This is a genomic window from Stutzerimonas stutzeri RCH2, assembly GCF_000327065.1.
GTDB lineage: Bacteria > Pseudomonadota > Gammaproteobacteria > Pseudomonadales > Pseudomonadaceae > Stutzerimonas > Stutzerimonas stutzeri_AE.
In genome coordinates this window covers 2793478-2819715 of sequence record NC_019936.1, presented here as the reverse complement: position 1 = coordinate 2819715, position 26238 = coordinate 2793478, and the positions used below count along the sequence as shown (strand labels likewise).

The window sequence follows — 26238 nt, the reverse complement described above, 5'->3', positions numbered from 1 at the left end:
CGGCGGCTGCCGGGCCAAGTCGCGGTCGCTGGAACAGTGGCGATCCTGAGCTGATTCGCGAAGTTGACGCTTATCGTGTAGGATGCGCGCCGACTTCAACATTATGGGAGCAGAATTCAACCTTTGTTTTTTGTCGGCATTGCTTTGCCGACGGGCATGGCTGTCATCAGTACGGCTGCTTTGCTTGCCCATCCCACCATCGGGTCGACGCATTCACCAATGAATTGCGTGTCGCCTGCCGCAGTACGTCGCATAGCGATGTCGTAAAGCCAGAACAAGTTCAGGAGATAGAACTGATGAACGAGGCTGAGCTCTCGCCCAACGATTCCGAAGCGCCCGCTGATCGAATCAATCCCGTAGTCTTCTACGGTTCCGCCATCGCCATCGTGCTGTTTGCCGTATGGACGATGTTCTTCACCGATCGCTCGCTGGCGGTCATCAACACGGTACTTGGCTGGATATCCAACACATTCGGCTGGTTCTACTTCCTCGCCGTGCTGCTCTACCTGTTGTTCGTGGTCGTCGTGGCGACCAGTCGCTACGGCAAGATCCGCCTCGGGCCTGATCACTCCAAGCCCGAATTCAACGTGGTCACCTGGGCGGCGATGCTGTTTTCCGCTGGCATCGGCATCGACCTGCTGTTCTTCTGTATCGCCGAACCCATCACCCAGTTTCTCGAACCGCCGGTAGGTGAGGGCGGCAGCACCCAGGCGGCGCGCCACGCCATGGAGCTGACCTTTCTGCACTGGGGTCTGTCCGGTTGGGGTGTCTACACGTTGGTGGGCATGTCGCTGGCCTACTTCAGCTTCCGCCAGGGCTTGCCGCTGTCGATCCGCTCCTCGCTGTACCCGATCTTCGGCAAGCGCATCTATGGCCCTATCGGCCACACCGTCGATACCGCCGCGGTACTCGGGACGATCTTCGGTATCGCCACCAGTCTGGGCATCGGCATCATCCAGCTGAACTTCGGCCTCAACTACATCTTCGGCATACCGGAAGGCACGCTTACCCAGGCGGTGCTGGTGGTGCTGATCGTGGTGTTCTCGGCGATCTCCGCGGCGACCGGGGTGGAGCGGGGGATCCGCCGGCTTTCCGAGTTCAACATGCTGCTGGCGGTATTGCTGCTGCTGTTCGTGCTGGTGGTCGGCGATACGGTGTTCCTGCTCAACGCGCTGGTGATGAACGTCGGCGACTACTTCTCCAACTTCATCAGTCTGTCGCTGGACACCTATGCCTACCGTCGGCCGACCGACTGGCTGAACGCCTGGACGGTATTCTTCTGGGCCTGGTGGATCGCCTGGGGGCCGTTCGTGGGCCTGTTCCTGGCGCGAATTTCCCGCGGTCGCACCATCCGCGAGTTCGTCATTGGCACGCTGCTGCTGCCGCTGGCGTTCATGATGGCCTGGATGTCGATCATGGGTAACAGCGCGATCGAGATGGTCATGGGGGGCGCCCTCGAATTCGGTCAGCAGGCGGTGAGCAACCCTGGCTCGTCGATCTATCTATTCCTGCAGAGCCTGCCATGGGCTGGACTCACCACCATCGTGGTGACCATCCTCGCCATCGTGTTCTTCGTCACCTCCGGCGACTCTGGCTCGCTGGTGCTGTCGAACTTCACCTCGATCCTCAAGGACGTCAACAGCGACGCGCCGGTGTGGATGCGCATTCTCTGGGCGGCAATCATTGGTGTGCTCACCCTGGCGCTGCTGATCGCCGGTGGCCTGACCGCGCTGCAGGGCACGGTAGTAATCATGGGCCTGCCGTTCTCCATCGTCCTGTTGTTCATGATGTACGGGCTGTTCAAGGCATTGCACGTCGAAGGCGTCATGGCTGACAGCTATCAGAAGAGCCTGTCCGGCTACCTGTCCGGGCGTGCCACGCTGGAGCACACGCAGATGAACTGGAGCCAGCGCCTGTCGCGGGCGATGAGCTTCCCCAGCCGTTCACAGATCCGTCGTTACCTGAAGGATGTCTGCAAGCCGGCGATGGAAGAGATCCAGAAGGCGCTCGGCGAGAAGGGCGTGCCTGTGGATATCGTCGAAGGCGAGCCGGGCAACGAGCATCTGGCGCTGCACGTCAACCTGGGCAGCGAGCAGGACTTCACCTACCAGATCTGGCCGGTGCGCGGCACCATGCCGTCCTTTGCCCTGCGCACGCAGAGCGGCAACGCCGACTACTACCGGCTCGAGGTGCACCTGCGCCAGGGCAGCCTGGGTTACGACCTGATGGGCTACTCCCGGCGCCAGCTGATCGAGGACATCCTCGACCACTACGAGCACCACATGCACTTCCTGCATCTTCAGCGCGAGAACGGCGGTGGTGAGAGCGGCATGCCCAATCCGGGCGCGGCGCCGACACCCTGACCCTGCACGCCTCGGGCGATCCCCGATGCGTTCCATTCATGTCGCGGCAGCGTCGATCCGCTGCCGCCACGAACAGTACGAGCGAGGTAGAACATGGCCCGTTTCCCACGGCAGCAACTCTATATCCATGGCGGCTACGTCGACGCCAGCAGCAATGAAACCTTCGAGAGCATCAACCCGGCCAACGGCGAAGTCCTGGCCCAAGTCGCGGAGGCCGGTGCGGCCGATCTGGAACGCGCGGTTGAAAGTGCCGAGCAGGGCCAGCGCATCTGGGCGGCACTCACCGGCATCGAGCGGGCGCGAATCATGCGCCGCGCGGTCGATCTGCTGCGCGAGCGCAATGATGAGCTGGCGCTGCTGGAAACCCTGGACACCGGCAAGCCGCTGAGCGAAACCCGCAGCGTCGACATCGTCACCGGCGCCGACGTGCTGGAGTACTACGCGGGCCTGGCTCCGGCCATCGAGGGCGAGCAGATTCCGCTGCGTGACAGCAGCTTCGTCTATACCCGGCGCGAGCCGCTGGGCGTGGTGGCCGGTATCGGCGCCTGGAACTATCCGATCCAGATAGCCCTGTGGAAAGCCGCACCGGCGCTGGCCGCCGGTAACGCGATGATCTTCAAGCCCAGCGAAGTCACCTCGCTGAGCGCGCTGAAACTGGCGGAGATCTTCAGCGAAGCTGGGCTGCCCGATGGCGTGTTCAACGTGTTGACCGGCAGTGGCGCCGGTGTCGGGGCGCTGATCACCGAGCACCCGCGCATCGCCAAGGTGTCCTTCACCGGCGGCGTGGCGACCGGCAAGAAGGTAATGGCCAGCGCGGCGTCGTCGTCGCTCAAGGACGTGACCATGGAGTTGGGCGGCAAGTCGCCGCTGATCATTTGTGAAGACGCCGATCTGGACCGCGCGGCCGACATCGCGGTGATGGCCAATTTCTTCAGCTCCGGCCAGGTGTGCACCAACGGCACGCGGGTGTTCGTTCCGGCCGGTCTGAAAGCTGCGTTCGAAGCCAAGCTGCTGGAGCGCGTGCAACGCATTCGTCTCGGCGATCCGCAGCAGGAGGAGACCAACTTCGGCCCGCTGGTCAGCTTCGCGCACATGAACAACGTGCTCGACTACATCGCCAAGGGAAAAGCCGCCGGCGCGCGGCTGCTCTGTGGTGGCGAGCGGGTGACTGAGGGCGAATACGCAAAAGGCGCCTTTGTCGCACCGACGATCTTCAGCGACTGCAGCGACGACATGGCCATCGTGTGTGAAGAAATCTTCGGTCCGGTGCTGAGCCTGCTCGAGTATCAGGATGAGGACGAAGTCATCCGCCGCGCCAATGACACCGAGTATGGCCTCGCCGCCGGCGTGGTCACCGCCGATCTGGCGCGGGCGCACCGGATCATCCATCGCCTCGAGGCCGGCATCTGCTGGATCAATACCTGGGGCGAATCGCCAGCGCAGATGCCGGTCGGTGGCTACAAGCAGTCCGGCATCGGCCGTGAGAACGGCATCGCCTCGCTGGCGCACTACACCCGGGTCAAATCGGTACAGGTAGAGCTGGGCGAGTTCGCCTCGGTGTTTTGAGGGAGGTTGAAGCCATGGAATACGACTACATCATCATCGGCGCCGGCTCGGCGGGTAACGTGCTCGCCGCGCGGCTAACCGAGGACGCCGACGTCAGCGTGCTGCTGCTCGAAGCCGGCGGTCCGGACTATCGGCTGGACTTCCGCACCCAGATGCCCGCTGCACTGGCGTATCCGCTGCAGGGCACGCGCTACAACTGGGCATACAAGACCGACCCCGAGCCGCACATGAACAACCGTCGCATGGACTGCGGCCGCGGCAAGGGCCTGGGCGGTTCATCGCTGATTAACGGTATGTGCTACATCCGCGGCAACGCCCTGGACTACGACAACTGGGCCAAGGCGCCTGGCCTGGAAGACTGGACCTACCTCGACTGTCTGCCGTACTTCCGCAAGGCCGAGTCGCGCGACATCGGCCCCAACGACTACCACGGCGGCGTCGGCCCGGTCAGCGTGACCACGCCGAGGGCGGACAACAACGTTTTGTTCCAGGCCATGGTCGAGGCGGGCGTGCAGGCCGGCTACCCGCGCACCGATGACCTCAACGGTTACCAGCAGGAAGGCTTCGGTCCAATGGACCGCACCGTGACGCCCCAGGGCCGGCGCGCCAGTACCGCGCGGGGTTACCTGGACCAGGCCAGGGAGCGGCCGAACCTGACCATCGAAACGCATGCGGTGACCGATCGCGTCCTTTTCGAAGGCAAGCGCGCGGTGGGCGTGCGCTACCTGCGCGACCGCAAGGACCCGTACATCGCGCGGGCGCGCCGCGAGGTGCTGCTGTGCGGCGGGGCGATCGCTTCGCCGCAGATCCTGCAGCGCTCCGGCGTCGGGCCGGGCGCGCTGCTGCGCCGGGTCGGGGTCAAGCCCGTGCATGAGCTGCCGGGCGTCGGCCAGAACCTGCAGGACCACCTGGAGATGTACCTGCAGTACGAATGCAAGCAGCCCGTTTCGCTCTATCCCGCACTCAAGTGGTGGAACCAGCCGGCAATCGGCGCCGAATGGTTGTTCCTCGGCAGCGGTATCGGCGCCAGCAACCAGTTCGAGGCCGGCGGCTTCATCCGCAGCAGCGACGAGTTCGAGTGGCCGAACATCCAGTTTCACTTCCTGCCGGTGGCGGTCAGCTACAACGGCAGCAACGCCCATGACGGCCACAGCTTCCAGGCCCACGTCGGCTCGATGCGCTCGCCCAGCCGCGGGCGTATCGAAATCCGCTCGACCGATCCGGCCGAGGATCCGAGCATCCTGTTCAACTACATGGCCCACGAGCAGGACTGGCGCGAGTTTCGCGACGGCATCCGCCTGACGCGCGAGATCATGAACCAGCCGGCGCTCGATCCCTACCGCGGTCGCGAGCTGAGCCCGGGCATCGAGGCGCAGAGCGATGCGGAGCTGGACGCTTTCGTCCGCGAGCACGCCGAGACGGCCTATCACCCGTCCTGCTCCTGCAAGATGGGTACGGACGACATGGCCGTGGTCGATGGCCAGGGCCGGGTGCATGGGATGGAAGGGCTGCGCGTGGTGGATGCCTCGATCATGCCGCAGATCATCACCGGCAACCTCAACGCCACCACCATTATGATCGCCGAGAAGATCGCCGACCGGATTCGCGGCCGTGAGCCGCTGCGGCGCAGCACGGCGAAGTACTACGTGGCCGGCAATGTGCCGGTGCGGCAACCGCCGCGGCGTTGACGCGTTCGCCGTCAGGTGGTGGAAAAGGCTTCGCCGTTTTCCACCCTACGAGAACTTGTCGCGCAGAAACAAAAACGCCCCGCTAGTGCGGGGCGCTTTTGTTTAACCGAGCAGCTCAGATCACTTCGGCCCAGAGGTCGTACTCGTCGGCGTTGGTGACGCGTACGCGGACCTTGTCGCCCGGCTGCAGCGGCTGTGCGCTGTCGACGTAGACCATGCCGTCGATCTCCGGAGCATCGGCCCACGAACGGCCAATGGCGCCGTCCTCGTCCACTTCGTCGATCAGCACGTCCATCTCCTGGCCGACCTTCAGCTGCAGGCGCGCGGCACTAATGGCTTGCTGGTGCGCCATGAAACGGTCCCAGCGCTCCTGCTTGATTTCGTCCGGTACCGCTTCCAGGCCCATCACCTCGGCCGGGGCGCCATCTACCGGCGAGTATTGGAAGCAGCCGACGCGGTCGAGCTGGGCTTCGGTCAGCCAGTCGAGCAGATACTGGAAGTCTTCCTCGGTTTCGCCGGGGAAGCCGACGATGAAGGTCGAGCGGATGGTCAGCTCGGGGCAGATCTCGCGCCATTTCTTGATGCGCGCCAGGGTCTTGTCTTCGAAGGCCGGGCGCTTCATGGCCTTGAGCACCTTCGGGCTGGCGTGCTGGAAGGGGATATCCAGGTACGGCAGGATCTTGCCGGCGGCCATCAGCGGAATCACGTCGTCGACGTTCGGGTAGGGATAGACGTAGTGCAGGCGCACCCAGACGCCCATCTTGCCCAGCTCCTCGCACAGCTCGAGCATGCGCGTTTTGACCGGCTGGCCGTTCCAGAAATCCAGCTTGTACTTGAGGTCCACGCCATAAGCGCTGGTGTCCTGGCTGATCACCAGGACTTCCTTCACACCGGCCTTGACCAGGCGCTCGGCTTCGCTGAGCACATCGCCCACCGGCCGGCTGACCAGCTTGCCGCGCATCGACGGGATGATGCAGAAGCTGCACGTATGGTTGCAGCCTTCGGAAATCTTCAGATAGGCGTAGTGGCGCGGGGTGAGCTTGATGCCCTGTGGCGGTACCAGATCGACGAAGGGGTCGTGCTCGATGTTCGGCGGCACCACCTCATGCACCGCATTCACCACCTGCTCGTACTGCTGCGGGCCGGTAACGGCCAGCACGCTGGGGTGCACACCGCGGATGTTGTTCTCGTCCACACCCATGCAGCCGGTGACGATCACCTTGCCGTTCTCGGCAATCGCCTCGCCGATGGCGTCCAGCGATTCGGCCTTGGCGCTATCGATGAAACCGCAGGTGTTGACAACCACCACATCGGCGTCCTCGTAGGACGGCACGATCTGGTAACCCTCCATGCGCAGCTGGGTGAGGATGCGTTCAGAGTCGACCGTTGCCTTGGGGCAACCCAAGCTCACGAACCCGACTGTTGGCGTTTTGCTCATCGACTTTGAACCTCGAAAACCGCGCATGAAAAAGGCGCGCGAGTATACAGAGCTGAGCATTTTTTAGCCAGGCCGGGAGCGGCGCACGTGGGTCGATATGCCCTGGCGTGGCGCGACCGCTCCAGCTGCGAGTGCCGCTGCAGATCAGGCTCCGATGTCGTATTCGATTTCGGCGAGCGGCGCGAAAGACTCGCTGAGGTCGCTCACGCTGGTCGCGCCAACCAGGCGATTGCGGTATTCGCTCGGCGTGCAGCCGGCGAACTGCTTGAACACTCGGGCGAAGTAGGACGGATCGCGGAAGCCCGCCTCATAGCCGATGGTGGTGATAGGCATCTGGCTGTTGTCGAGGCGGTCCTTGGCGAACTCCATGCGCCTGGCAAGGATGTGCTCCAGATAGCAGATGCCATACACGTCCTTGAACAGCCGGCTGAAGCGCGACGGCGTCATGCCGCAGAGCTGTGCCAGCTCCTTCTGGTCGATGTTTTCGCGAAAATGCTGGTCAATGTGCTGCAACGCGCGCGCCAGCGATTGATGCTTGCGATGATCCGCGGTCAGCCTGACGCAGGCTGGCAGCTCGGGGAACACCTCGCTCATGGGTTGCCGGGGATAACCAGCACCGATGCGCCTCAACGCATGCAGTTCAAGCAGTGCACGCCGATAGCGCGCCATTTCTGCCGACGAAATGGGCAGCGTGATGTATTCCCATACCCGCGAGCGCATCGCCCATACGGCGAGCTCCTCGGTGTGCTGGACGGTAAACATGGTGATCGGAAGGGATGGCACCGAGCGCTTGAGTTGCTGCAACTGGCTCAATCCGAGCGCGTCGGGTCGATCGAAATGCATGCAGATCATGTCTGCCTGGCGCAGATGTAGGCCCGAATCTGCGACAAGGGAGTCCGGTGCGATCAGCCGACAATCGCAGAAGTCACTGAACTGAGCCATTAGCGCTTGTGTAGAGCGCTCGCAGGTCATGTCGAGCCAGAGAAGGCTGGGGCCTGTCGCGGAGTTAGACATCATTACTAGCTCTGCCGATTGTTGTTGTGCGCCTCAAACAGTATTGGCAATAAGCCATTATTGCTAAGAACCAATTCTGCTAACTGCGTCACATTTTGTTGCGGATAGGTTATGTGACAGCGCGGGCTCTGCATCAGCTGAATGAATGACTTCCAAGCGTTCTTCATTGCCGCGGCGCCTTGTCGCATCCCTTCTATCTGCGGCTACGTGTGTGCAGGCACAACGCCAGTAAAAAAATCCTAGCGATCAGCAAAGGACTCCTAACTGCCATCTCCACTCCGCGCCTAGGGTGAAAGCAGAGCAGGGATTAATCCTGCTGGCTCCGGGTAATCACATCGAGAGGTGAGCGAGATGAAACTTCAGTCGATCAAGAGCGCGGTGGTGAAGTTCGCGAGGGATGAGGAAGGCTTGACCACGGTGGAGTATGCGATTGCCGGCGGGCTGGTGGCGGCCGTGTTACTTACGGCGTTCACAAACTTAGGGCAGGCCGTACTAGTCAAGATCAACGCGATCATCACCGCATTGGGTGGAACCACGGCCCCAACGCAGTAATGGCAATCGAGTGGATAGTTCTATTAAGCCTGGCGGGATATGCGGCGCTGATTGATCTTCGGCAACACCGAATTCCGAATTCGCTCGTGGTGTTCGGCATAGCGGCGGGGGTTGTTGGTCAGGTTTTCGGCGCAGGATGGTCCGGGCTTGGAACTAGCGCGATCAGTGCGGCGATCGGCTTTGCCATCTTCATTCCGCTCTACGCCCTCGGCGGCATGGCCGCCGGCGACGTCAAGCTGATGGCGATGGTAGGCACGTTCATGGCACCGCAGCAGGCCCTGCTGGCCTCGCTGCTGGCGCTGATGGCCGGGGGTATTGGTGGGTTGTTGCTGATCGCCGTGCACGGGCAGCTCCGGCAAACGCTGACTCGGTACACGGTGATGCTGGGCGCTCACCGCTACCTGGCGCCGGACAAGAACGAAGTTGCCGGCAAGCGCTTTCCCTACGCCATCGCCATCCTGCTCGGCACCCTGGGCAGCATGTTGTGGTTTGAATTCGCCCGCTGAAGGGGATGTGTCATGCATGTAGTCATCGATCATCCAACCCGGGACCGCGAGTTCGCAGTGGTCCAGCAACTCGCGCCACAGCCTCGCAGCATCGCCGATACCGGTCTGGATGAGGCGCTGTTGGGCGATCTTGTCTGCAAGCATCTGCACGAATCTGGCGTGCTTGATATCGGCCGGCTGGCTGACCGCCTGGCGTTGCCAGGCGCGGTGGTCGATGAGGTGCTGGGCCAGCTGCGCAAGGACGGCAGCGTCGAGGTGCTCGGGCAGAACGGTGGCAGCGGTTTGCGTTACGGGCTGACCGAGCGTGGCCGCATGGCGGCGCGAGATGCCTTCGCGCGCAGCGGCTATCTCGGGGCCGCTCCGATTCCGGTGAGTCTCTACTGCGCCTTGCTCAAGTTGCAGACCATCCATCATGGGCGGGTGACCGAGCGGGCTATGCGCGCCGCCTACAGTGGCGTGGTAATGACCGACGACCTGCTGGAGCGGCTCGGCGTGGCGATGAACTCCGGCCGCGCCATGATGATTTATGGTCCCTCCGGGACCGGCAAGACCTACATCAGCAGCCGGCTGATCCGCTTGCTCAACGAAGCGATCTGGGTGCCCCACGCCGTGGTGATCGGCGATGCCGTGCTGCAGATCTACGACCCGCAGATCCATTGCCGGCTGGAGACCGAAGAACCGGCCAGCCTGCTACTTGACCAGGGCATCGATCGCCGGCTGCTGTGCTGTTCGCGGCCACTGCTGACCACCGGCGGTGAGCTGACCATGGACCAGCTCGAAATCCGCCATGACCCCATCAGTCGGCAGTACCACGCGCCGCTGCAGCTCAAGGCCAGCAACGGCCTGTTCATTGTCGATGACCTGGGCCGCCAGCGCATGCCGCCGGCCGAGCTGCTCAACCGCTGGATCGTGCCTATGGAGGAGCGCCGCGACTTCCTCAACCTGGGCGGCGGGCGTCACTGCGTGCTGCCGTTCGACCTGATCCTGGTGTTCTCGACCAACATCAACCCGCTGGACCTGGCCGACGACGCCTTCCTGCGGCGCATCGGCTACAAGCTGCCGTTCGGCTACCTCAAACGCGATCAGTACGAACGCATCTGGCGGCAGGAGCTGGATAAGCGCGGCCAGACCTTCGATGCGGCGCTGCTCGACCACGTCCTGAGCGAGTTGCACGGAGCCGAAGGCGTTCCGCTGCTGCCATGCCAGCCGCGCGACCTTATCGATATGGCACTCGATCGCCAGCGCTATCTGGACCGCAGCGGTCCGTTGACGGCCGACGACCTGGACTGGGCCTGGCGAAACTACTTCGTCCAGCTCGAATTTCTCGAATGAAGGAGATTGGACATGGGCTCCCGTACGTTTTATCTGGTGCTGTTCTCGCTGCTGCTGGGACTGGGTGCGAGCTGGATGGCCAACAACTGGCTCAACGCCAGGCTCAGCGCGGCACCTGACGACCAGCAGCGCAACGTCGTGGTGGCCACCATGGAAATTCCCTTCGGCCAGGCCATCGAGGCGCAGCAGGTGATGGTCGTGCGCATGCCGCGGGGCACGGTTCCTGATGATGCCTTCGATGCGGTCGACCAGGTGGCCGGCAAGATCGCCACATTCAGCATGCTGCGCGGCGACATCGTGCGTGGCGCCCGGGTAGCCGAGCATCTGGGCGGCAGCACCCTGGCTTCGTTGATCGCCAAGGACAAGCGCGCGGTATCGGTACGGGTCGACGACGTGGTCGGCGTGGGCGGCTTCCTGCTGCCCGGCAACCGGGTCGATGTGCTGGCGACTCGTCGCATCGGCAGCGGTGAGGAAACCGAAGCCAAGACCATTCTCCAGGACCTGCGCGTGCTGGCCGTCGACCAGACCGCCAGCACTGACAAGACCCAGCCGGTAGTAGTGCGTGCCGTGACGCTGGAAATGGCACCGGATGAGGCAGAAGCGCTGGTCAAGGCGATGTCCGAGGGCCGCCTGCAACTGGCCTTGCGCAACCCACTGGATAACGACAAGCGCGTGGCCGCCGAGCCGCAGTCGCTGCAGGTGGCTGCGCCAGCACCGGTGGTGGTGCCGCCCAAGCCGGTACAGCGTCAGCGGGCTCCGGCCGACCCGGGCGTCACCATCATTCGCGGCACCGAGGTCAACGTCACCAAGGTTCGGCTCTAGCGCGATCACTGCCAACACCGGCGCTGTCACCAGCCGGTCTGCAAGGAGATTCACATGAACAGCATGAGCAAAGTACAGCTACTGGCCGTCCTGCTGGGCGGCTGGGCGGTGCTGGGGGCGCCGGCGACCTTCGCCCAGCAGCCGGTTTCGGCTACGGCGGTGAGAGCCATGCCGGCGGTGAACAACAGCGATGTGCAGGTGCCCATCTACAAGTCGCGGGTGCTCAGCACGCGGGCGTCGGTCAACCGCATCTCGGTGGGCAACCCGGCGATTGCCGACATTCTCATCACCTCGCCGACGCAGCTGTACCTGCTCGGGCGCTCGCTGGGCAGTACCAACGTGCTGCTGTGGGATAACCGCAATCAGCTGATCGACAGCCTGGATGTGGAGGTGGTGCACGATCTCGGCGGGCTCAAGGCCAAGCTGCATCAGGTGCTGCCCAACGAGCGCATCGAAGTGTTCAGTGCACAGGGCGCGCTGGCGCTGCGTGGCCAGGTCAGCAGTGCAGCAGCCATGGACAGCGCGGTGAAGCTGGCGCAGAGCTATGCGGCGCAGGCTTCGGCGGCTGAAAGCGGCGGTGCAGCGATGCAGAACAAGCCGCTGGAGGTGATCAACCTGCTCGGTATCGGTGGCAGCCAGCAGGTCATGCTGGAAGTGAAGGTCGCCGAGATGCAGCGCAGCCTGTTCAAGAATCTGGATGTGCGCTTCAACGCGCTGGATTTCGGCTCGTCGTCACGTTGGTCGGGGGGCGGCTTCAATAACGGTCTGAACGCCGATGGCGGTGTACTGGGCCTGAATCCAGATGGTCAGGTGGACCCGAGCAAGCTGATCGGCAGTGGCAAGGCGATCTTCGGGCAGTTCCTCTCGGAGAACTTCCTGTTCAACGTCGTGCTGGACGCGGCCAAGGACAATGGTACGGCCAAGGTGCTCGCCGAGCCGACGCTTACCACGCTGACCGGACAGCAGGCGGAATTCATTTCCGGTGGCGAGTTTCCGGTGCCGGTGTCGGACGACGATGGCATCACCATCGAATACAAGGAATTCGGCGTCGGCGTGAAGTTCCTGCCGGTGGTGCTGGACTCGGGCCGCATCAACCTCAACCTCAATGTCGCGGTCAGCGAGCTGAGCAACGCCAATGCGCTGATGCTCACGACCGGCCTGGGCGGCACCAACAGCGTCGGCCAGCTGGTGCCGTCGCTGACCAAGCGCAGTGCGCAGTCCACCGTGGAACTGGGCAATGGCCAGACCATCGCCATCGCCGGCCTGATCAGCGAGAACAGCCGCGATTACGTCAGCCGCTTCCCCGGCCTCGGCGACATTCCGGTGCTCGGACAGCTGTTCCGCAGCCAGCAGTACATCAATGGCGAGACCGAACTGGTCATCCTCGTCACCCCTCATCTGGTCACTCCGCTGGATGCCAAGGCCGTGCGGCTGCCGACGGAAAACTTCGTCGAGCCCAGCGACCTGGAGTTCTACCTGCTCGGCAAGACCAAGGGCAGCCAGCCCGGGCGTGCCGTGCCGGTCAGTCTCGGTGTCAGCGAAGGCCGTTTCGGCCACGACCTCAAGTAAGCGGAGAGCAGCATCATGAAACGAATCATTGCGCTGGGCTTGCTGGCCGCTTTGGGTGGCTGCGTGAGTTATGACGAGGGCCGCGTCGGCCCGCTGGGCTCGACCGTGTACCTGAGCGAATACCTGCAGATCGTCGACAAGCAGAAGGCTGCCAACCCCGGAACAGGTTTGGCGGCAGAGGGCGTCGATGGGCCGCTGACGGAGAAGGTGATGGAGGGCTATCGCGGCACCACCGGCGATGCGACGCAGGTCGCCCAGCCGATCCAGATCAACGTCAACAACTGAGGCGCCCGCCATGACAGTCCGCAGAAGCAACAGGCCGTTACCGGCACGCCAGCGCGGTGCGGTCATGGTACTTGCCGTGCTGGCGCTGCTGTCCATCCTGTTGATGGCGGCGCTGGCACTGGATGGCAGCCATATGCTGCTGAACAAGACCCGCCTGCAGAACGCGGTGGATGCGGCGGCGCTCAGCGGGGCCAAGACGTTGCAGCAGGTACTCGGCTCCGGCAGTTCTTCAAGCCTGACCCGCGACGCCGCACTCGCAACGCTGCGGCTCAACGCCCAGGCACCCGGCAACGCAGAGCTGAACACCGCACTCGGCAGCGGGGGCACCAGCTTCGCCCGGGTTGAACTGGCCGCCAGCGTCTACGGACCTTTCTCATACCCGGGGCCGCTCAATGCGCGCTATGTAAGGGTGTCAGTGCCTAACTACGGTCTGGTCGGCTTCTTCTGGCGGATCATGGATATGCTTGGTACGGCGCCGGAGAAAAGCGTTGCCGCCGTGGCGACAGCCGGGCCCAGTCCGACCAATCCGTGCGATATCGCACCGATGATGGTCTGCGGCAATCCTAATCAGTACAACGCGTCGAACGAACTGTTCTGGGGCTATCGCTTTGGCGACCTGCAGGTGCTCAAGGGTGCATCCAACAGCGATCCGGTGATCGGCCCCGGCAACTTCCAGCTGATCCGCCTGGGCGGTGCCAGTGGCGCTTCGGACATGCGGGATGCGCTGGCTGGCGGTATCGAACGTTGCAATGTGGTGGGCGACGCGGTGCCCACCGAGCCGGGCAACAACGTCGGTCCGGTGGCGCAAGGGCTGAACACCCGCTTCGGTGTCTATGACGGGCCGATCAGCAGCAAATCGGCGAGCTATCCGCCCGACCAGGTCATCAGCTTCAGCACGCCGCGCATGACGCTCAACAGCACCGTGACCCCGCCGCGCGCCGAGTATCAGGGCCAGCCGGTGCAAGCGAGCAATGGCGATCTCTATACCACCGGCCACCAACTGCTGGACTTCAACGACTGGCAGCGCAGCGTCGGCAACTGCCCGAACGGTTGCCAGGCGAACGGCGTTTTCGAGCGGCGTGTATTGAAGATTGTGGTGGGCAACTGCAACGGCGCGTCGGGCGGCAGCACGTCGGTGCCGGTGCTGGGCTTCGGCTGCTTCTTCCTCGTGCAGTCACTGCCCGGTGGGCAGGGCAACCAGGCCGTGGTGTTCGGCCAGTTCATTCGTGAATGCGAGGGCGACAACGTACCCGGGCCGAACTCGGTCGGCGAGACGGGGCCGCAGATCATCCAGCTGTACAAGACCTATATCGACAACAGCCGGACGCCTAGCAGCGATTCCTGAAGGAGGCGGCCATGAAGCGCAACGGAGCGGCCTATGGGGTGGGGCAGCGCGGGCTGGCCATGGTGGAATTTGCCATCGTGTTGCCGTTGCTGCTGCTCCTGCTGCTCGCCATCGGCGAGATCGGTCGCATGATGTTCCAGTACAACACCTTGCTGCAGGCCAGCCGTGATGCCAGTCGCTACCTGGCCGGCGAGGCGCGCAATCGCACCCTCGGTCAGCTCGAGCTTTCCACCGAGCTGCTGACCCGCACGCGAGCGCTGGCGGTGTATGGCGTGCCGGTGGCGTCGGGCAGCACGGCGCCGCTGGTGAGCGGCTTGACCAGCGGCGCCGTGCAGGTTTCTGCGGTCGGCAGCGACCATGTGCAGGTGAGCATCAGCTACCTGTTCGTTCCGGTGGTTGGCCAAGGGATACCCGCGCTCTTCGGCAATGGCTTGCGTCTGGGCTTCCCGCTGGTCGCCACGACCGTGATGAGGGTCCTGTGATGAGCCGCATGCGCCAGCACGGCGCCTACACGGTCGAATTCGCGATTGTCGGCCTGCTGTTCTTCGTGCTGATGTTCGGTGTGCTGGAAATGGGCCGGCTGCTGTTCACCGTCAACGCGCTGAACGAGAGCGCGCGTCGCGGCGCAAGGCTCGCAGCGGTGTGCAACATTCAGGACCCGCGCATCCTGCGGCGGGCGATCTTCAACGAGGCGGAGCAGAGCGGTACCAGCCAGCTGATCGGCAATCTCGAAACCAGCCATCTGCGCCTGGTCTACCTCAACCAGGATGGTGCCCCGGTGGCCAGCCCGGCCGACACCACTGGTGTAACCGGCTACCGGGCGATCCGCTATGTACAGCTGCGCATCGAAGGCTTTCCCTTCCAACTGCTGATTCCAACGCTGCAACGTGTGATCACGCTGCCGACGTTCCAGTCGACCCTTCCCCGCGAAAGCCTCGGGCGTCACCCCGAGGCCAACGTTGTTCCGGAGATCACCCCATGCTGAAGCCGACGCCTCCCAGCGCCCCAGCCGTTTCCAGCGCACGCCCGCTGCAGTTGCTGATCAGCAGCCGCGACGCTGCGGCACTGGAGCGATTGAGCACAGCCATCGGGTCGCATCCCGCATGGCAGGTCACGACCCGGTTGGTCAACAATGGCCATACCGATCCATTGTTCGGACTGGATCACCTGCCAGACCTGCTGCTGCTGCATGTGAGCAATCTGTGGCGCGACGAGCTGGCCGCTCTGCTGCTGCGTCCGGCCAGCCAGCGCCCGCCGTTGCTGGTCTGCGGGCCGCTGGACGAGCGCGAGGGGCTGCGCCTGGCGATGCAGGCCGGGGCACGGGATTTCCTCGCTGAGCCGGTCGTCGCGGCCGAGTTGCTGGCCGCCATCCAGCGCGTTGCCTTCGAGAGCCAGGCAGGCGTCGATGCCGGCGGACGGCTGGTGGCGGTGATGAACGCCAAGGGCGGCTCGGGTGCGACGATGCTGGCCTGCAACCTGGCGCACCAGCTCAGCGGGCATGGTGCCCGGACGCTGCTGCTGGATCTGGATCTGCAGTTCGGCTGCGTAGCGCACTGCCTGGACGTGCGGCCGGCGCACAGTCACCTCGAAGTGCTGCAGCGCATCGATGAGATGGATGGCATTGCCCTGAACGGCTTTTGCAGCCACTTCAGTCCGACGCTGCATGTGCTGGGTGGGCGTCCCGGAGAGTTGTGCCTGACCCAGGACGTGCGCCTGGAGCAGCTGGAAAGCCTGCTCGATCTGGCGCGGCGGCATTACGACTGGGTGGTGGTTGATCTGCCGCGACAGATCGACCACCTCACCGGTATCACTCTGGAGCAGGCGGATCGCATCTATGTGGTGCTGCAGCAGAGCCTCAGCCACCTCAAGGATGCGAGCCGCCTGCTGGCCATCATGCGCGAAGACATGGGTATCCAGGCCCAGCGGATTCAGGTGGTGGTCAATCGCTACGACAAGGCGGCAGCGGTGAGCCTGCAGGACATCACCGAGGCACTGCATTGCGGGGAGCCGATTCGGCTGGCGAACGACTATGCGGTGGTCAACGAGAGCCAGAACGCCGGCGTTCCGCTCGGCTTGCACGCGCCGCGCGCGCCGATCACTCAAGGCATCCGCCAGCTCAGCCAGGCGCTGATCGGTGCTCAGGTCGAGGCGCCGAGCCTGCTCAAACGCACATTCGGACGACTGTTCGGGGGAAGCCATGCTCAGTGAATTCAGGAACAGACTGCATCGTCAGACCGGCAAGGACAGCGTGCCGGCCAATCCTGCCGCTACCGCCGAGCAGCCCGCCAGCTGGGAAGCCGACGCGCCGGAGAATCTGTACGAAACCCGAACTCAGCTCAACTCCATCGAGGCCGAGTGGCGTGAGCGCATCTATCAGCAACTGCTGAAGGTGATGGACCTGTCCTTGCTGGACTCGATGGAAAACGCCGAAGCGACACGGCAGATCCGCGACATTTGTCAGCGCCTGCTGGACGACCATGCAGCGCCGGTGAGCAGCAGCAGCCGGCAGTTGATCATCAAGCAGATCAGCGACGAAGTGCTCGGGCTTGGTCCGCTGGAGCCGCTGCTCGCCGATGGCACGGTGTCCGACATTCTGGTCAACGGCCATGCCTCGGTGTACGTGGAGCGCCACGGCAAGCTGCAGCGCACCGATGTGCGTTTTCGTGATGATCAGCACCTGCTGAACATCATCGACCGCATCGTCTCCAGCCTCGGCAGGCGCATCGACGAATCCTCGCCGCTGGTGGACGCGCGTCTGAAGGACGGCTCGCGGGTCAACGCCATCATTCCGCCGCTGGCAATCGACGGGCCGAGCCTGTCGATCCGCCGTTTCGCCGTGGATCTGCTGAGCGCCGAGAGTCTGGTCGAGATGGGCACCCTGACGCCGGCGATCGCGCTGGTGCTCAAGGCCATCGTGCGCGGCCGGCTCAACGTGCTGGTATCCGGCGGTACCGGCACCGGCAAGACGACCATGCTCAACGTGCTGTCGAGCTTCATTCCGCACAACGAGCGCATTGTCACCATCGAGGATTCGGCGGAACTGCAGCTGCAGCAGCCGCACGTGGTGCGCCTGGAGACGCGTCCGGCCAACATCGAGGGGCGCGGCGAAATCAATCAGCGCGAGCTGGTGCGCAACAGCCTGCGCATGCGCCCGGATCGCATCGTCATAGGTGAGGTACGTGGGCCGGAGGCGCTGGACATGCTGGCGGCGATGAACACCGGTCACGACGGTTCGATCACCACCATCCACGCCAACAGCCCCCGTGATGCGCTGGGCCGTATCGAGAACATGGTGTCGATGTCCGGTGCGACATTTCCGATCAAGGCGTTGCGCCAGCAGATCGCCTCGGCCATCGACGTGGTGCTGCAGCTCGAGCGCCACGAGGATGGCAAACGAAGGCTTGTCAGTGTGCAGGAGATCAATGGCATGGAAGGCGACATCATCACCATGTCCGAGATCTTCACCTTCGAACGGCGCGGCATCGGTGAGAAAGGCGAGGTGCTGGGTGAGTATCGGCCCAGCGGCATGGTGCCGATGTTCCGTGATCGCCTGGCCAAGCGCGGCATCGAACTGCCGCTGCCGCTGTTCAGACCGGACTGGATGGAGGTCATGCAGCCATGAGGCAGATACCCACCGAGTACATCCTGGTTTTTCTCGGCATGATCTTTGTCGCGGTGGTCTTGCTCAGCCAGGGCCTGACGATTCCGGTGTTCGGCGAGGCCGGCAAGATGCGCAAGCGCATTCGTGCACGCCTGCACCTGCTCGAACACAGCAACAACGGGCCCAGCATGCAGATGCTGCTGCGCGAGAAGTACCTGACGCGACTTTCGCCATTGCAGGCGCGGCTGGAGCAGCTGCCGATGATGGAGCGACTGGCGCAGATGATCGAGCAGAGCGGCCATCATTATCTGGCGCACCGGGTGGTGTTGGCCGGGGTGGCGCTCGCGGCGCTGGCCAGTGCCGCGATCTGGGTCGTTACCCTGCAATGGTGGTTGTCGGCTGGCGCCGGGCTGGCGGCATTCTGGCTGCCAATTGGAAAGATCAGTCGCGACCGCGCCGCACGCTTCACGGCTTTCGAGGAAGGCCTGCCGGATGCGCTGGACTCGGTCTGTCGGGCGCTGCGCGCGGGGCATCCGTTCGGCGAGTCGCTACGTCTGGTGGCCGATGAGCACAAGGGGCCGGTGGCCCAGGAATTCGGCCTGGTGTTCGCCGATATCAACTACGGCAACGACGTGCGTCGCGCCATGCTCGGCCTGCTGGAGCGCGTTCCCAGCATGACGGTGATGATGCTGGTGACCTCGGTGCTGATCCATCGGGAAACCGGCGGCAACCTGACCGAGGTGCTGGAACGCATGAGTGCGCTGGTGCGCGGGCGTTTTCGCTTCCAGCGCAAGGTACGCACGCTTTCGGCCGAAGGGCGGATGTCCGCCTGGGTGCTGGTTGCCGTGCCCTTCGTGCTGGCGGCGGTGATCATGCTGACCACTCCGGATTACCTGCCGATGCTGCTCAACGAGCCTGCCGGGCAGAAGCTCGCCGTGGCGGCCTTCGTCGGGATGCTCGCGGGCATCCTGTGGATTCGCCGCATCATTCGCATCCAGGTCTAGGGGGCTCGTCATGGATTACTTGTGGAGCGTGTTCAACGGCCTGATGGGCGATGAGCGCTGGGTACGCCTGCTGTTTCTGGCGGCGATCGGCATCAGCGCGGTGATCGCAGCGCTCACCCTGACCTTGCTTGTGGTCGGCTTGCAGGACCCGGTGCATCGACGACTGGTCACGCTCAAGCGCGGCATGGTCGATCAGGGCGTTGGCGAGCCGCCACGGGGCAACCTGCAGCTGCTGCTGGCGCAGCTGGGGGATCGCCTGGTCGCCACCGACAGCGAGCATGCCAGCGGTACGCGCGCGCTGTTGCTGCACGCCGGTTATCGCTCGGCCAGTGCCGCGCAGCTGTACTGGTCGCTGCGCCTGTTGTTGCCGCTGCTGTTGCTCGCTGCTGCAGTGGTGCTGCTGCCGTTGTTCAGCGAAGTTGAGTTTTTGACCGGGCTGATGCTGACGGCCGCAGCGGTCATCGTCGGCTGGATGATTCCGGCGATCTATGTCGAAAAGCGCAAGGAGGCCCGCATGAATCGACTGCGTGCCGCCTTCCCTGATGCGCTGGATCTGCTGGTGGTATGCGTCGAGTCGGGCCTGGCCTTGCCGCAGGCGATCGAGCGGGTAGCCGAGGAGACGTCCGTCAGCCATGCCGAACTGGCCGGCGAACTGGCCCTGGTGAATGCCGAAATCCGCGCGGGTGTGAGCAGCTCCGATGCGCTGCAGAACCTCGCGCTGCGTACCGGACTGGAAGACTTGCAGGGGCTGGTCAGCCTGCTCAGTCAGAGCATCCGCTTCGGCACCAGTGTGGCGGATACGCTGCGCATCTACGCCGAGGAGTTTCGTGACCGGCGTACCCAGGCGGCCGAGGAACAGGCTGCCAAAATCGGGACCAAGCTGGTCTTTCCGCTCATTCTCTGCCTGTGGCCCAGCTTCTTCGTGGTTGCCATCGGTCCGGCCATCATGGCGTTGGTCAACGCCTTCGGGAGTTCCTGACATGAAAAGATTCGGATTGCTGCTGCTCGTATCCGCCGTGCTGGGCGGTTGTCAGAGCATGGGGCCGGATACCGGCAACAGCGGACGCTCGGTGTACTCCGGCGACAACGCGCTGCTCTATCAGGTGCGCAAGCAGGCAGGCAGCGCGGACCAGGCAATGCAGCTGGCGGCGCTGGCCTATCGGGCGGGAGATCTCGACCAGTCCCTGTTTCAGTATCTGCGCGCCATGGAGCTTGAGCCAAAGCGCCAGGACGCGCTGGTCTGGGTCGGGCGTATCCACCGGGAAAGGGGCAACGATCAGCTCGCCGAACTGGCCTTCACCGAAGTGCTGGCCAAGCAGCCGGACAACCTCGATGCGCTGACTGAAATGGGCATGCTGAGCCTCTCGCAGCGCGATCAGGATCGTGCGCGGGGCTTGCTGCACAAGGCCGTTTCCCTGGATCAGCGGCGTCAGGGCGTGGCCATTGGTGAAACGCTGCCCGAGCCGCAGGCGCTCAATGTCGACCAGCAGTCGCCGCTCAGGCTGTACAACGCACTCGGCGTGCTGGCCGATCTGAACAACCGCTTTGCCTTGTCCGAGGGCTACTACCAGCTGGCGCTGAAGATCGAGCCACGCTCGCTGCTGGCGCAGAACAGCCTGGGCTATTCCTATTACCTGGCCGGACGCTGGCAGGACGCCGAGCGCACCTTCCGCCGCGCGCTGGATCAGAACGGCAGCTACACGCCACTGTGGCGCAACTATGGGCTGCTGCTGGCGCGTACTGCGCGTTACGAGGAGGCGCTTTCGGCTTTCGAGCAGATCGGTTCGCGCGCGCAGGCCAGCAATGACGTGGGCTATGTCTGTCTGGTGGAAGGCAAGCTGGATGAGGCCGAACAGTTCTTCCGCAGCGCCCTGGAACAGTCGCCGTCGCACTACCTCACGGCCTGGGAGAACCTCGAGCGTGTACGGCAGTTGCGCAAGATTCGGCAGCTGGGGCTGGAGCGCGCGCAGTCGGATGTGGTCGCGGTGGTGGACGCAGAGGTCAAGGTGTTCCCCGTGCCCTGATCCGGCTCAGCGGTTGCCCACCGCGACTGCAGGCGCAGTGGTGCGTTGGCGGCGCGGCAGGTAGCGTTTGAGTTTGAGCGCCGGCGACTCGATCAGGTGCCAGGAGAATACTGCGGCGGCGAGGCTGGCGGCGAAGCTCAGCAGCATGAACGGTAGCAGCGGTAGGCTGCCGTCGCTCCAGTGCATGAGCAGTTGCTGCAGCGGGAAGGCGAAGATGTACAGCCCGTAGGAGAAGTCGCCTGCCTTACCGAACCCGGCCAGCAGCGGGATGCGCAGCTGGGCGAGGTAGAGCGTGAGATAGGGCAGCGTGAGCACGTGCACCAGCTCCCAGTAGTCGCTGCGTGCACTGAGCAGGTTTGCGGTAACCATTAGCGCGGCGAGCTTCCAGTTCCAGATCAGTTTCTGGCGATACAGATAGAGCACCACACCGGCATAGAAGAACATCCCCAGCCGCGTGGCCTTGCGCAGCAGGTCGCTCTGCACCTCGTATACCGGGATCAGGTAGAAATGCACGCCGACCATCAGAACCAGCCCGATCAGCGCCATGCTGCGGCCGAACACCTTGAGCAAGCCGAGCGTCAGCACAGTGGCATACATCAGGACCTCGTAGGGCAGCGTCCACAGCGAGCCGTTGACCGTATCCGGGAAGGGGTTGCTGGCGAACACGCCGGGCAGACGGAACTCCGTGATGAACACCGCGTTACCCAGGTAGGCAAATGTTTCGGGTGCGGCGAAGTATTCGCTCAGTGGCAATCGGGTGGCCAGCGGCCCCACAACCAGCACGACAAACAGCACCGAGACGATCAGCGCCGGAAGGATGCGCAATGCCCGTTTGGCGGCGAAATCCAGCACGCTGTGGCTGTTCAGCCAGGAACCGGCGATGAGAAAGCCGCTCATGACGAAGAACACGTGCACGGCGATGTCCGCCGAGTCATAGCTGCCGCTGAACAGGCGCAGCGGTTCCTGATGCGCCTGGCCCGAGAGTCCGTAGGCGTGACCGAATACCACCATTGCGGCGGCGAAAAAGCGCAGGAAATCGAAGTTGTTGTCTCTATCCGCCAGAGTGGGCGTGTGCATCGGAACCTCCTGGTCTGAGTAATCAACGCAGCGGAAAAGCCTGGCTCATGCCCAGCGTGTGGCTTTCACCGTCACGGATCGCCTGCTCGATAAGTTGCAGGCGCTCGGGGGCACGCTGGCGTCTGGCGACATAGCGCAACAGGCTGAGGAAGATGCGGCGGTTCAGCCGGTATAACCAGGGCGAGGCAGCCCAGACATAGGTGTCGAACCAGGCCTGGTTGCGGGCGGTGTAGTAGGCGCGGAAATCCGAGTCGCCCAAGAGGAAGGCTTCGTAGATGTTGCGGGTGTGGGCCTTGATGTTCCAGGACAGCTCCAGCTCGTCGATCAATGCCTCGGTGACCAGCCGCAGGCGGCCACCCATCGCGGTAATGCGGCGGGTGTACTCGGTGTCATCGGCGTAGAGCACCAGCTCGCGCAGCGGCAGGCCGATCGCCTGGTACAGGCTGCGGTGCGCGAGCATGCCGCCGTAGGGGGCGAAGGGCAGGTCGATGGCCCGTGGCGGCGTACCCTTTGGCCGGCCCCAGGGCAGGCGACGCCAGATCTTGTAGGGCAGTTGCGCCACGTGGAAGCCAAAGTAGCTGGAGCGTGGCTGAACGATGAAACGCTGCGGCACGCCGCGGGCGATGTCCTCCTGCTGGCTGCGGCGAAAGCCCAGCACCGCCGCGTTAGGCAAACCCACCTCGTCGTCCAGCCGCGCCAGCTCCTCGTGCAACAGGCGCACGGCAGAGGCGGTGGGTGCGTTGTCGTCATCCATCATCCATATGTACTGGGCGCCTTCTGCGAGCGCAGCTTCCAGCCCCACGGCATAGCCGTTGGCCGAGCCGGTGTTTTGCGCAAGCGGGATAAGTCGGACCTGACCGGGCCAGCGGCTGGTCAGCTGCTCAAGCGGCGCGCTGGAGGCGTTGCTGACCACGATTACCCGGGTGATCTGCTCGAAGGCGAATGCCTGCTCAATCAGGCGGCGCAGGTAGTGCAGGCGGTCGCCATAGGTCACCGTGACGATGGTGGTCTGCCTTCGCGCCGGTGTTTCGCCGGCTTCAATAGCGATGGCCTGTGGGTCCAGGCTGCAGGTGTCAGGCACGGCGGTATCTCCTCAGGACTGTTCTGGAACGACCAGGGGCAGGCAACCGGCTGATTGCGCTGGCAACTCTTCTTCGGCGGGGCTGAAGAAGGCGTGAAAGATGCGGATGAACCCGGTGGCTGCCGGATCGCCGGGTGGGCCGGGCGCGGGAATGAGTTCGGTGTAGGAGTAGCCGTCGGCCAGAATCAGCGACGCGCTGGATGTTCCGTCTGTGCTCATGCTGAAGCTCCCTGGGTTACTGGACGCCGTGAGGCGCCGATCAGAATGAATAACGTCGGCCGTCCGTTGGCGGGAACCACAGCGAACCGGCGGCGGGTTCGGCCATGTGTCGGCCTCGATTGGTCGCGGCGCGCTCTACACCCTGACCTCCGGCCGCGGAGGCGCAGTGCTGTGCAGAATCGCTGCCTGAATGGCTGTAGGCGATCACGCTGGTGGCGCTGGCGGCATCGCAGGACGGTGTGTGGCTGCCGTGCAGATTGGCCGATGTCGGGTCTGCGCTCAGTGAGTCGACGATCACCGCCGCGCAGGCGGGATCTACCGCCAGGACAAGGGCGAAACCGAGAGCGCGGGTGGCTCTCATCCACTGCTTTACTGTGTTCATCCTTGAAACCTCGTAAGTGAATGGGAAGTTAGGCGTGCTTGATTGGCGCCACGGCAGCCGGATAGAGCGGCGTATTGGGTGCCGGTGAAGGGAAGAAATCCTGGCCGTCGTAGGCCCTCGCTTCGCGCAGCCGCGCCTCGACGAACGCCCGTATCTCCTGCTGGAAGCGTTCAATGGAAAAACGCTCCGAGTTGCTGCGGCAGTTTGCGGCGCTGATGCGCGAGCGCTGGGCTTCGAAGGTGGCGATGGCGGCAATGATCGAGGCCGTGTTCTGCTCGGGATAGAACACACCGGTGGGTTCGGGATGGTCGAGACCGCGTACGGTTTCCAGCACACCGCCGCGGCCGAAGGCGATTACCGGTGTGCCACAGGCCTGAGCCTCGATCGGCGCAATGCCGAAATCCTCCTCGGCAGCGAAGACGAACGCCTTGGCGCGCTGCATGTGCTGTCGCAGCACCTCGAAGCTCTGGTAGCCGAGCAGGGTGACGTTGGGGCCGGCGACCTCGCGTGCCTTGTCCATCTCCGGGCCGGTGCCGATGACGATCAGGCGCTTGTCCGGCATCGCCGCGAAGGCCTCGATGATCAGCGGGATCTTCTTGTACGGCACCATGCGCGAGGCGGTCAGATAGAAGTCTTCCTTGGCCTCGTGCAGGGTGAACTGGCGGGTGTCGACCGGCGGATAGATCACGGTGGACTGACGCCGGTAACTTTTGTTGATGCGCCGGCCGATGAAGTGCGAGTTGGCGATGAATTCATCGACCCCGCTGGCGGTGCGCTGGTCCCACATGCGCATGTAATGCAGCAGCATGCGCGCGAGCTTGGCCTTGATGCCGCGCTCCAGACTGGCTTCGTGCAGGTACTGGTGCTGCAGATCCCAGGCGTAGCGGATGGGCGAATGCACGTAGCTGATATGCAGCTGGTTGGGGCCGGTCAGCACGCCCTTGGCGACCGCATGACTGCTGGAAATGATCAGATCATAGGAAGACATGTCCAGCTGCTCGATGGCCAGCGGCATCAGTGGCAGGTACTTCTGGTAGTGGGTGCGCGCCTTCGGCAGTTGCTGGATGAAGGTGGTGGTGGCGCGTTTGCCGCCGAGGTGGACGCGGTCTTCATCGGAAAGAAAATCGATGACGGTGAACAGATCAGCGTCCGGCCAGACGGCGCACAGGCTGGCGAGCACACGCTCGGCGCCGGCGTACGTCACCAGCCAATCGTGAACGATGGCAACTTTCATGGCATGACATCCTTGATCGAAAAAGAAGCGGCAAGCCGCGAGACGGGCACTAAAGACGTGGTCAGCGGCTATGCAGGCGTACCAGTGGCATCAGGTCGTGTTGACCGGTCAGCCGCTTGCCGGCGCGGCTCAGTGGCAGATCGAGCAGTTGGCGGCAGAGCAGGGCGCTGCCGAGTGTCAGCAACAGGCCGAGTACGGCAGCGATGAGGTCCGCGTTCAGGCCGGATGGATTCAGTGTCTGGGTCAGCAGCTGACTCAGACGCTGCATTGCCGGCAGCAATAGATAGAGCGAGTAACTGAGGCTGCCGAGCCAGACGAGCAGCGGCGGCCGCAGCGCCAGCCGACTGGTCAGCAGCACAAAGGTGGCGATCGCCAGTGCATAACTGAGCAGATCCCGCGGCCAGGCCGTTGCGGCAGCAGACCAGCCGGCGACAAATACCACCGGTACAACCAGCAGGTAGACGCGCAAGATGTAGCGCGCATATTCGCGAGCCCGCCTGCGGGCATAGCTGCTGCTTTCGTGCAGGGCGTCGTACCAGATCGATGCGAAGAACATCAGCGACAGCACCAACGGCAGCGTCACCGGCAATGCCGTCTCGACCAGCTGCTGCGTCAATGCCAGTGCCAGCGCGACGGTCAGCAGCAGGAGCGAACAGCCCGCTCGCTGGCCAACACTGCGCAGCAGCCCGAGGGCCTGAAGCGCCAGACAAAGCGCGTAGAACAGCAGCAATGGCGGCAGGGCGCCGTAACCGCCGATGACCTCGAACGCCACGCCGCTGTTTGGCGTTGGCACGCCCGGCAGCCAGGCCGGTGCTGCGGGCAGCAGGATGGCCGTCAGCAGCGCCGCCAGCAAGTAGACCGGCGCCAGGCGCAACAGGCGTCGAATGACGAAGCCGCGCGCGCCAGGTGCACCGCTGTGCAAGCTGACCGGCACGACGAAACCACAGCCGAGCAGGAGCCAGAGACAAGCCAGGATGCCGGGGTCCAAGGCGTGCTCCAGCAGCCAGCTACTGTCCAGCAGCGGCACCAGCAGGATTTGGAAAATCAGCAGTATTGCTGCGCTGCCGCGAAGCGCGTCGATATGCGCCAACCGTTCCATGGTCTGCCTCGTTCAGGTGATGAATGAATTGTCGGAA

General features: G+C 63.8%; 25 protein-coding genes. 17 read left to right on the top strand and 8 right to left on the bottom strand.

All coding sequences use genetic code 11. From position 1 onward, the window contains the following. Window positions 1-296: 296 nt before the first annotated feature. From PSEST_RS12855 to betA, 3 genes are all read left to right on the top strand, one after another. The gene (locus tag PSEST_RS12855) at window positions 297-2363 is read left to right on the top strand and encodes a choline transporter (protein WP_015277407.1); all 2067 of its coding nucleotides are present in this window, start codon (window positions 297-299) and stop codon (window positions 2361-2363) included. A 93-nt stretch (window positions 2364-2456) separates the two neighbouring features. Further along, on the top strand, window positions 2457-3929 hold the full coding sequence (betB, locus tag PSEST_RS12850) for a betaine-aldehyde dehydrogenase (protein ID WP_015277406.1): 1473 nt from the start codon (window positions 2457-2459) through the stop codon (window positions 3927-3929). Window positions 3930-3943: 14 nt separating this feature from the next. Further along, complete coding sequence (gene betA / locus PSEST_RS12845; protein ID WP_015277405.1) at window positions 3944-5617, top strand: choline dehydrogenase; 1674 nt, start codon at window positions 3944-3946, stop codon at window positions 5615-5617. A gap of 115 nt (window positions 5618-5732) precedes the next feature. Here betA and rimO read toward each other — a convergent pair whose 3' ends face one another. Together rimO and PSEST_RS12835 are read right to left on the bottom strand one after the other, a co-directional pair. Then, on the bottom strand, window positions 5733-7055 hold the full coding sequence (gene rimO, locus PSEST_RS12840) for a 30S ribosomal protein S12 methylthiotransferase RimO (RefSeq protein ID WP_015277404.1): 1323 nt from the start codon (window positions 7053-7055) through the stop codon (window positions 5733-5735). Window positions 7056-7199: 144 nt separating this feature from the next. Beyond that, window positions 7200-8072 carry a helix-turn-helix transcriptional regulator gene (locus PSEST_RS12835; protein WP_015277403.1) on the bottom strand — a complete coding sequence of 291 codons (873 nt, stop codon included), beginning with the start codon at window positions 8070-8072 and terminating at the stop codon, window positions 7200-7202. Window positions 8073-8420: 348 nt separating this feature from the next. Here PSEST_RS12835 and PSEST_RS12830 point away from each other — a divergent pair, with 348 nt between their 5' ends. The 14 genes from PSEST_RS12830 to PSEST_RS12765 are packed head-to-tail and all read left to right on the top strand — an operon-like array spanning window position 8421 to window position 21109. After that, window positions 8421-8621, top strand: coding sequence for a Flp family type IVb pilin (locus PSEST_RS12830; RefSeq protein WP_015277401.1), 201 nt, complete (start codon window positions 8421-8423; stop codon window positions 8619-8621). After that, window positions 8621-9127: an A24 family peptidase gene (locus PSEST_RS12825; protein WP_015277400.1), complete on the top strand. Its 507-nt coding sequence runs from the start codon at window positions 8621-8623 to the stop codon at window positions 9125-9127. The genes PSEST_RS12830 and PSEST_RS12825 overlap by 1 nt, the downstream gene beginning before the upstream one ends. Window positions 9128-9139: 12 nt before the next feature. Continuing rightward, window positions 9140-10459: a hypothetical protein gene (locus tag PSEST_RS12820; protein WP_015277399.1), complete on the top strand. Its 1320-nt coding sequence runs from the start codon at window positions 9140-9142 to the stop codon at window positions 10457-10459. A 12-nt stretch (window positions 10460-10471) separates the two neighbouring features. Beyond that, window positions 10472-11281: a Flp pilus assembly protein CpaB gene (gene cpaB, locus PSEST_RS12815; protein WP_015277398.1), complete on the top strand. Its 810-nt coding sequence runs from the start codon at window positions 10472-10474 to the stop codon at window positions 11279-11281. 54 nt (window positions 11282-11335) lie between these two features. After that, window positions 11336-12850 (top strand): type II and III secretion system protein family protein, encoded by a 1515-nt coding sequence (locus PSEST_RS12810; RefSeq protein ID WP_015277397.1) that lies wholly within the window; start codon window positions 11336-11338, stop codon window positions 12848-12850. Window positions 12851-12865: 15 nt separating this feature from the next. After that, window positions 12866-13135: a hypothetical protein gene (locus PSEST_RS12805; protein ID WP_015277396.1), complete on the top strand. Its 270-nt coding sequence runs from the start codon at window positions 12866-12868 to the stop codon at window positions 13133-13135. A 10-nt stretch (window positions 13136-13145) separates the two neighbouring features. Then, on the top strand, window positions 13146-14480 hold the full coding sequence (locus PSEST_RS12800) for a TadE/TadG family type IV pilus assembly protein (protein WP_015277395.1): 1335 nt from the start codon (window positions 13146-13148) through the stop codon (window positions 14478-14480). 11 nt (window positions 14481-14491) lie between these two features. Further along, window positions 14492-14962 (top strand): TadE/TadG family type IV pilus assembly protein, encoded by a 471-nt coding sequence (locus tag PSEST_RS12795; protein WP_015277394.1) that lies wholly within the window; start codon window positions 14492-14494, stop codon window positions 14960-14962. Continuing rightward, window positions 14962-15465, top strand: coding sequence for a TadE/TadG family type IV pilus assembly protein (locus tag PSEST_RS12790; protein ID WP_015277393.1), 504 nt, complete (start codon window positions 14962-14964; stop codon window positions 15463-15465). The genes PSEST_RS12795 and PSEST_RS12790 overlap by 1 nt, the downstream gene beginning before the upstream one ends. Next, the gene (locus PSEST_RS12785; RefSeq protein ID WP_015277392.1) at window positions 15459-16688 is read left to right on the top strand and encodes an AAA family ATPase; all 1230 of its coding nucleotides are present in this window, start codon (window positions 15459-15461) and stop codon (window positions 16686-16688) included. The genes PSEST_RS12790 and PSEST_RS12785 overlap by 7 nt, the downstream gene beginning before the upstream one ends. Next, window positions 16678-18102: a CpaF family protein gene (locus PSEST_RS12780; RefSeq protein ID WP_015277391.1), complete on the top strand. Its 1425-nt coding sequence runs from the start codon at window positions 16678-16680 to the stop codon at window positions 18100-18102. Before PSEST_RS12785 ends, PSEST_RS12780 begins: the two co-directional genes overlap by 11 nt. Further along, on the top strand, window positions 18099-19085 hold the full coding sequence (locus PSEST_RS12775; protein WP_015277390.1) for a type II secretion system F family protein: 987 nt from the start codon (window positions 18099-18101) through the stop codon (window positions 19083-19085). The genes PSEST_RS12780 and PSEST_RS12775 overlap by 4 nt, the downstream gene beginning before the upstream one ends. 10 nt (window positions 19086-19095) lie before the next feature. Then, a complete protein-coding gene (locus PSEST_RS12770) occupies window positions 19096-20064 on the top strand; it encodes a type II secretion system F family protein (RefSeq protein ID WP_015277389.1) in 969 nt (322 codons plus the stop codon). A 1-nt stretch (window position 20065) separates the two neighbouring features. After that, on the top strand, window positions 20066-21109 hold the full coding sequence (locus PSEST_RS12765) for a tetratricopeptide repeat protein (protein ID WP_015277388.1): 1044 nt from the start codon (window positions 20066-20068) through the stop codon (window positions 21107-21109). A gap of 6 nt (window positions 21110-21115) precedes the next feature. Here the strand turns inward: PSEST_RS12765 and PSEST_RS12760 are convergent, their stop codons facing one another. The 6 genes from PSEST_RS12760 to PSEST_RS12735 all read right to left on the bottom strand — a co-directional run bounded on the left by PSEST_RS12760 (window position 21116) and on the right by PSEST_RS12735 (window position 26201). Further along, window positions 21116-22186, bottom strand: a complete 1071-nt coding sequence (locus PSEST_RS12760) for an acyltransferase family protein (protein ID WP_015277387.1) — start codon at window positions 22184-22186, stop codon at window positions 21116-21118. Between the two features lie 22 nt (window positions 22187-22208). Next, the gene (locus PSEST_RS12755) at window positions 22209-23267 is read right to left on the bottom strand and encodes a glycosyltransferase (protein WP_015277386.1); all 1059 of its coding nucleotides are present in this window, start codon (window positions 23265-23267) and stop codon (window positions 22209-22211) included. A gap of 12 nt (window positions 23268-23279) precedes the next feature. Beyond that, the gene (locus PSEST_RS12750; RefSeq protein ID WP_015277385.1) at window positions 23280-23486 is read right to left on the bottom strand and encodes a hypothetical protein; all 207 of its coding nucleotides are present in this window, start codon (window positions 23484-23486) and stop codon (window positions 23280-23282) included. Between the two features lie 40 nt (window positions 23487-23526). Continuing rightward, window positions 23527-23868 carry a hypothetical protein gene (locus tag PSEST_RS12745; protein WP_015277384.1) on the bottom strand — a complete coding sequence of 114 codons (342 nt, stop codon included), beginning with the start codon at window positions 23866-23868 and terminating at the stop codon, window positions 23527-23529. 28 nt (window positions 23869-23896) lie between these two features. Further along, entirely contained in the window at window positions 23897-25102 is a 1206-nt protein-coding gene (locus tag PSEST_RS12740) for a glycosyltransferase family 4 protein (RefSeq protein ID WP_015277383.1), read from the bottom strand. A gap of 61 nt (window positions 25103-25163) precedes the next feature. Beyond that, window positions 25164-26201, bottom strand: a complete 1038-nt coding sequence (locus tag PSEST_RS12735; protein WP_015277382.1) for a hypothetical protein — start codon at window positions 26199-26201, stop codon at window positions 25164-25166. Between the last annotated feature and the right edge of the window lie 37 nt (window positions 26202-26238).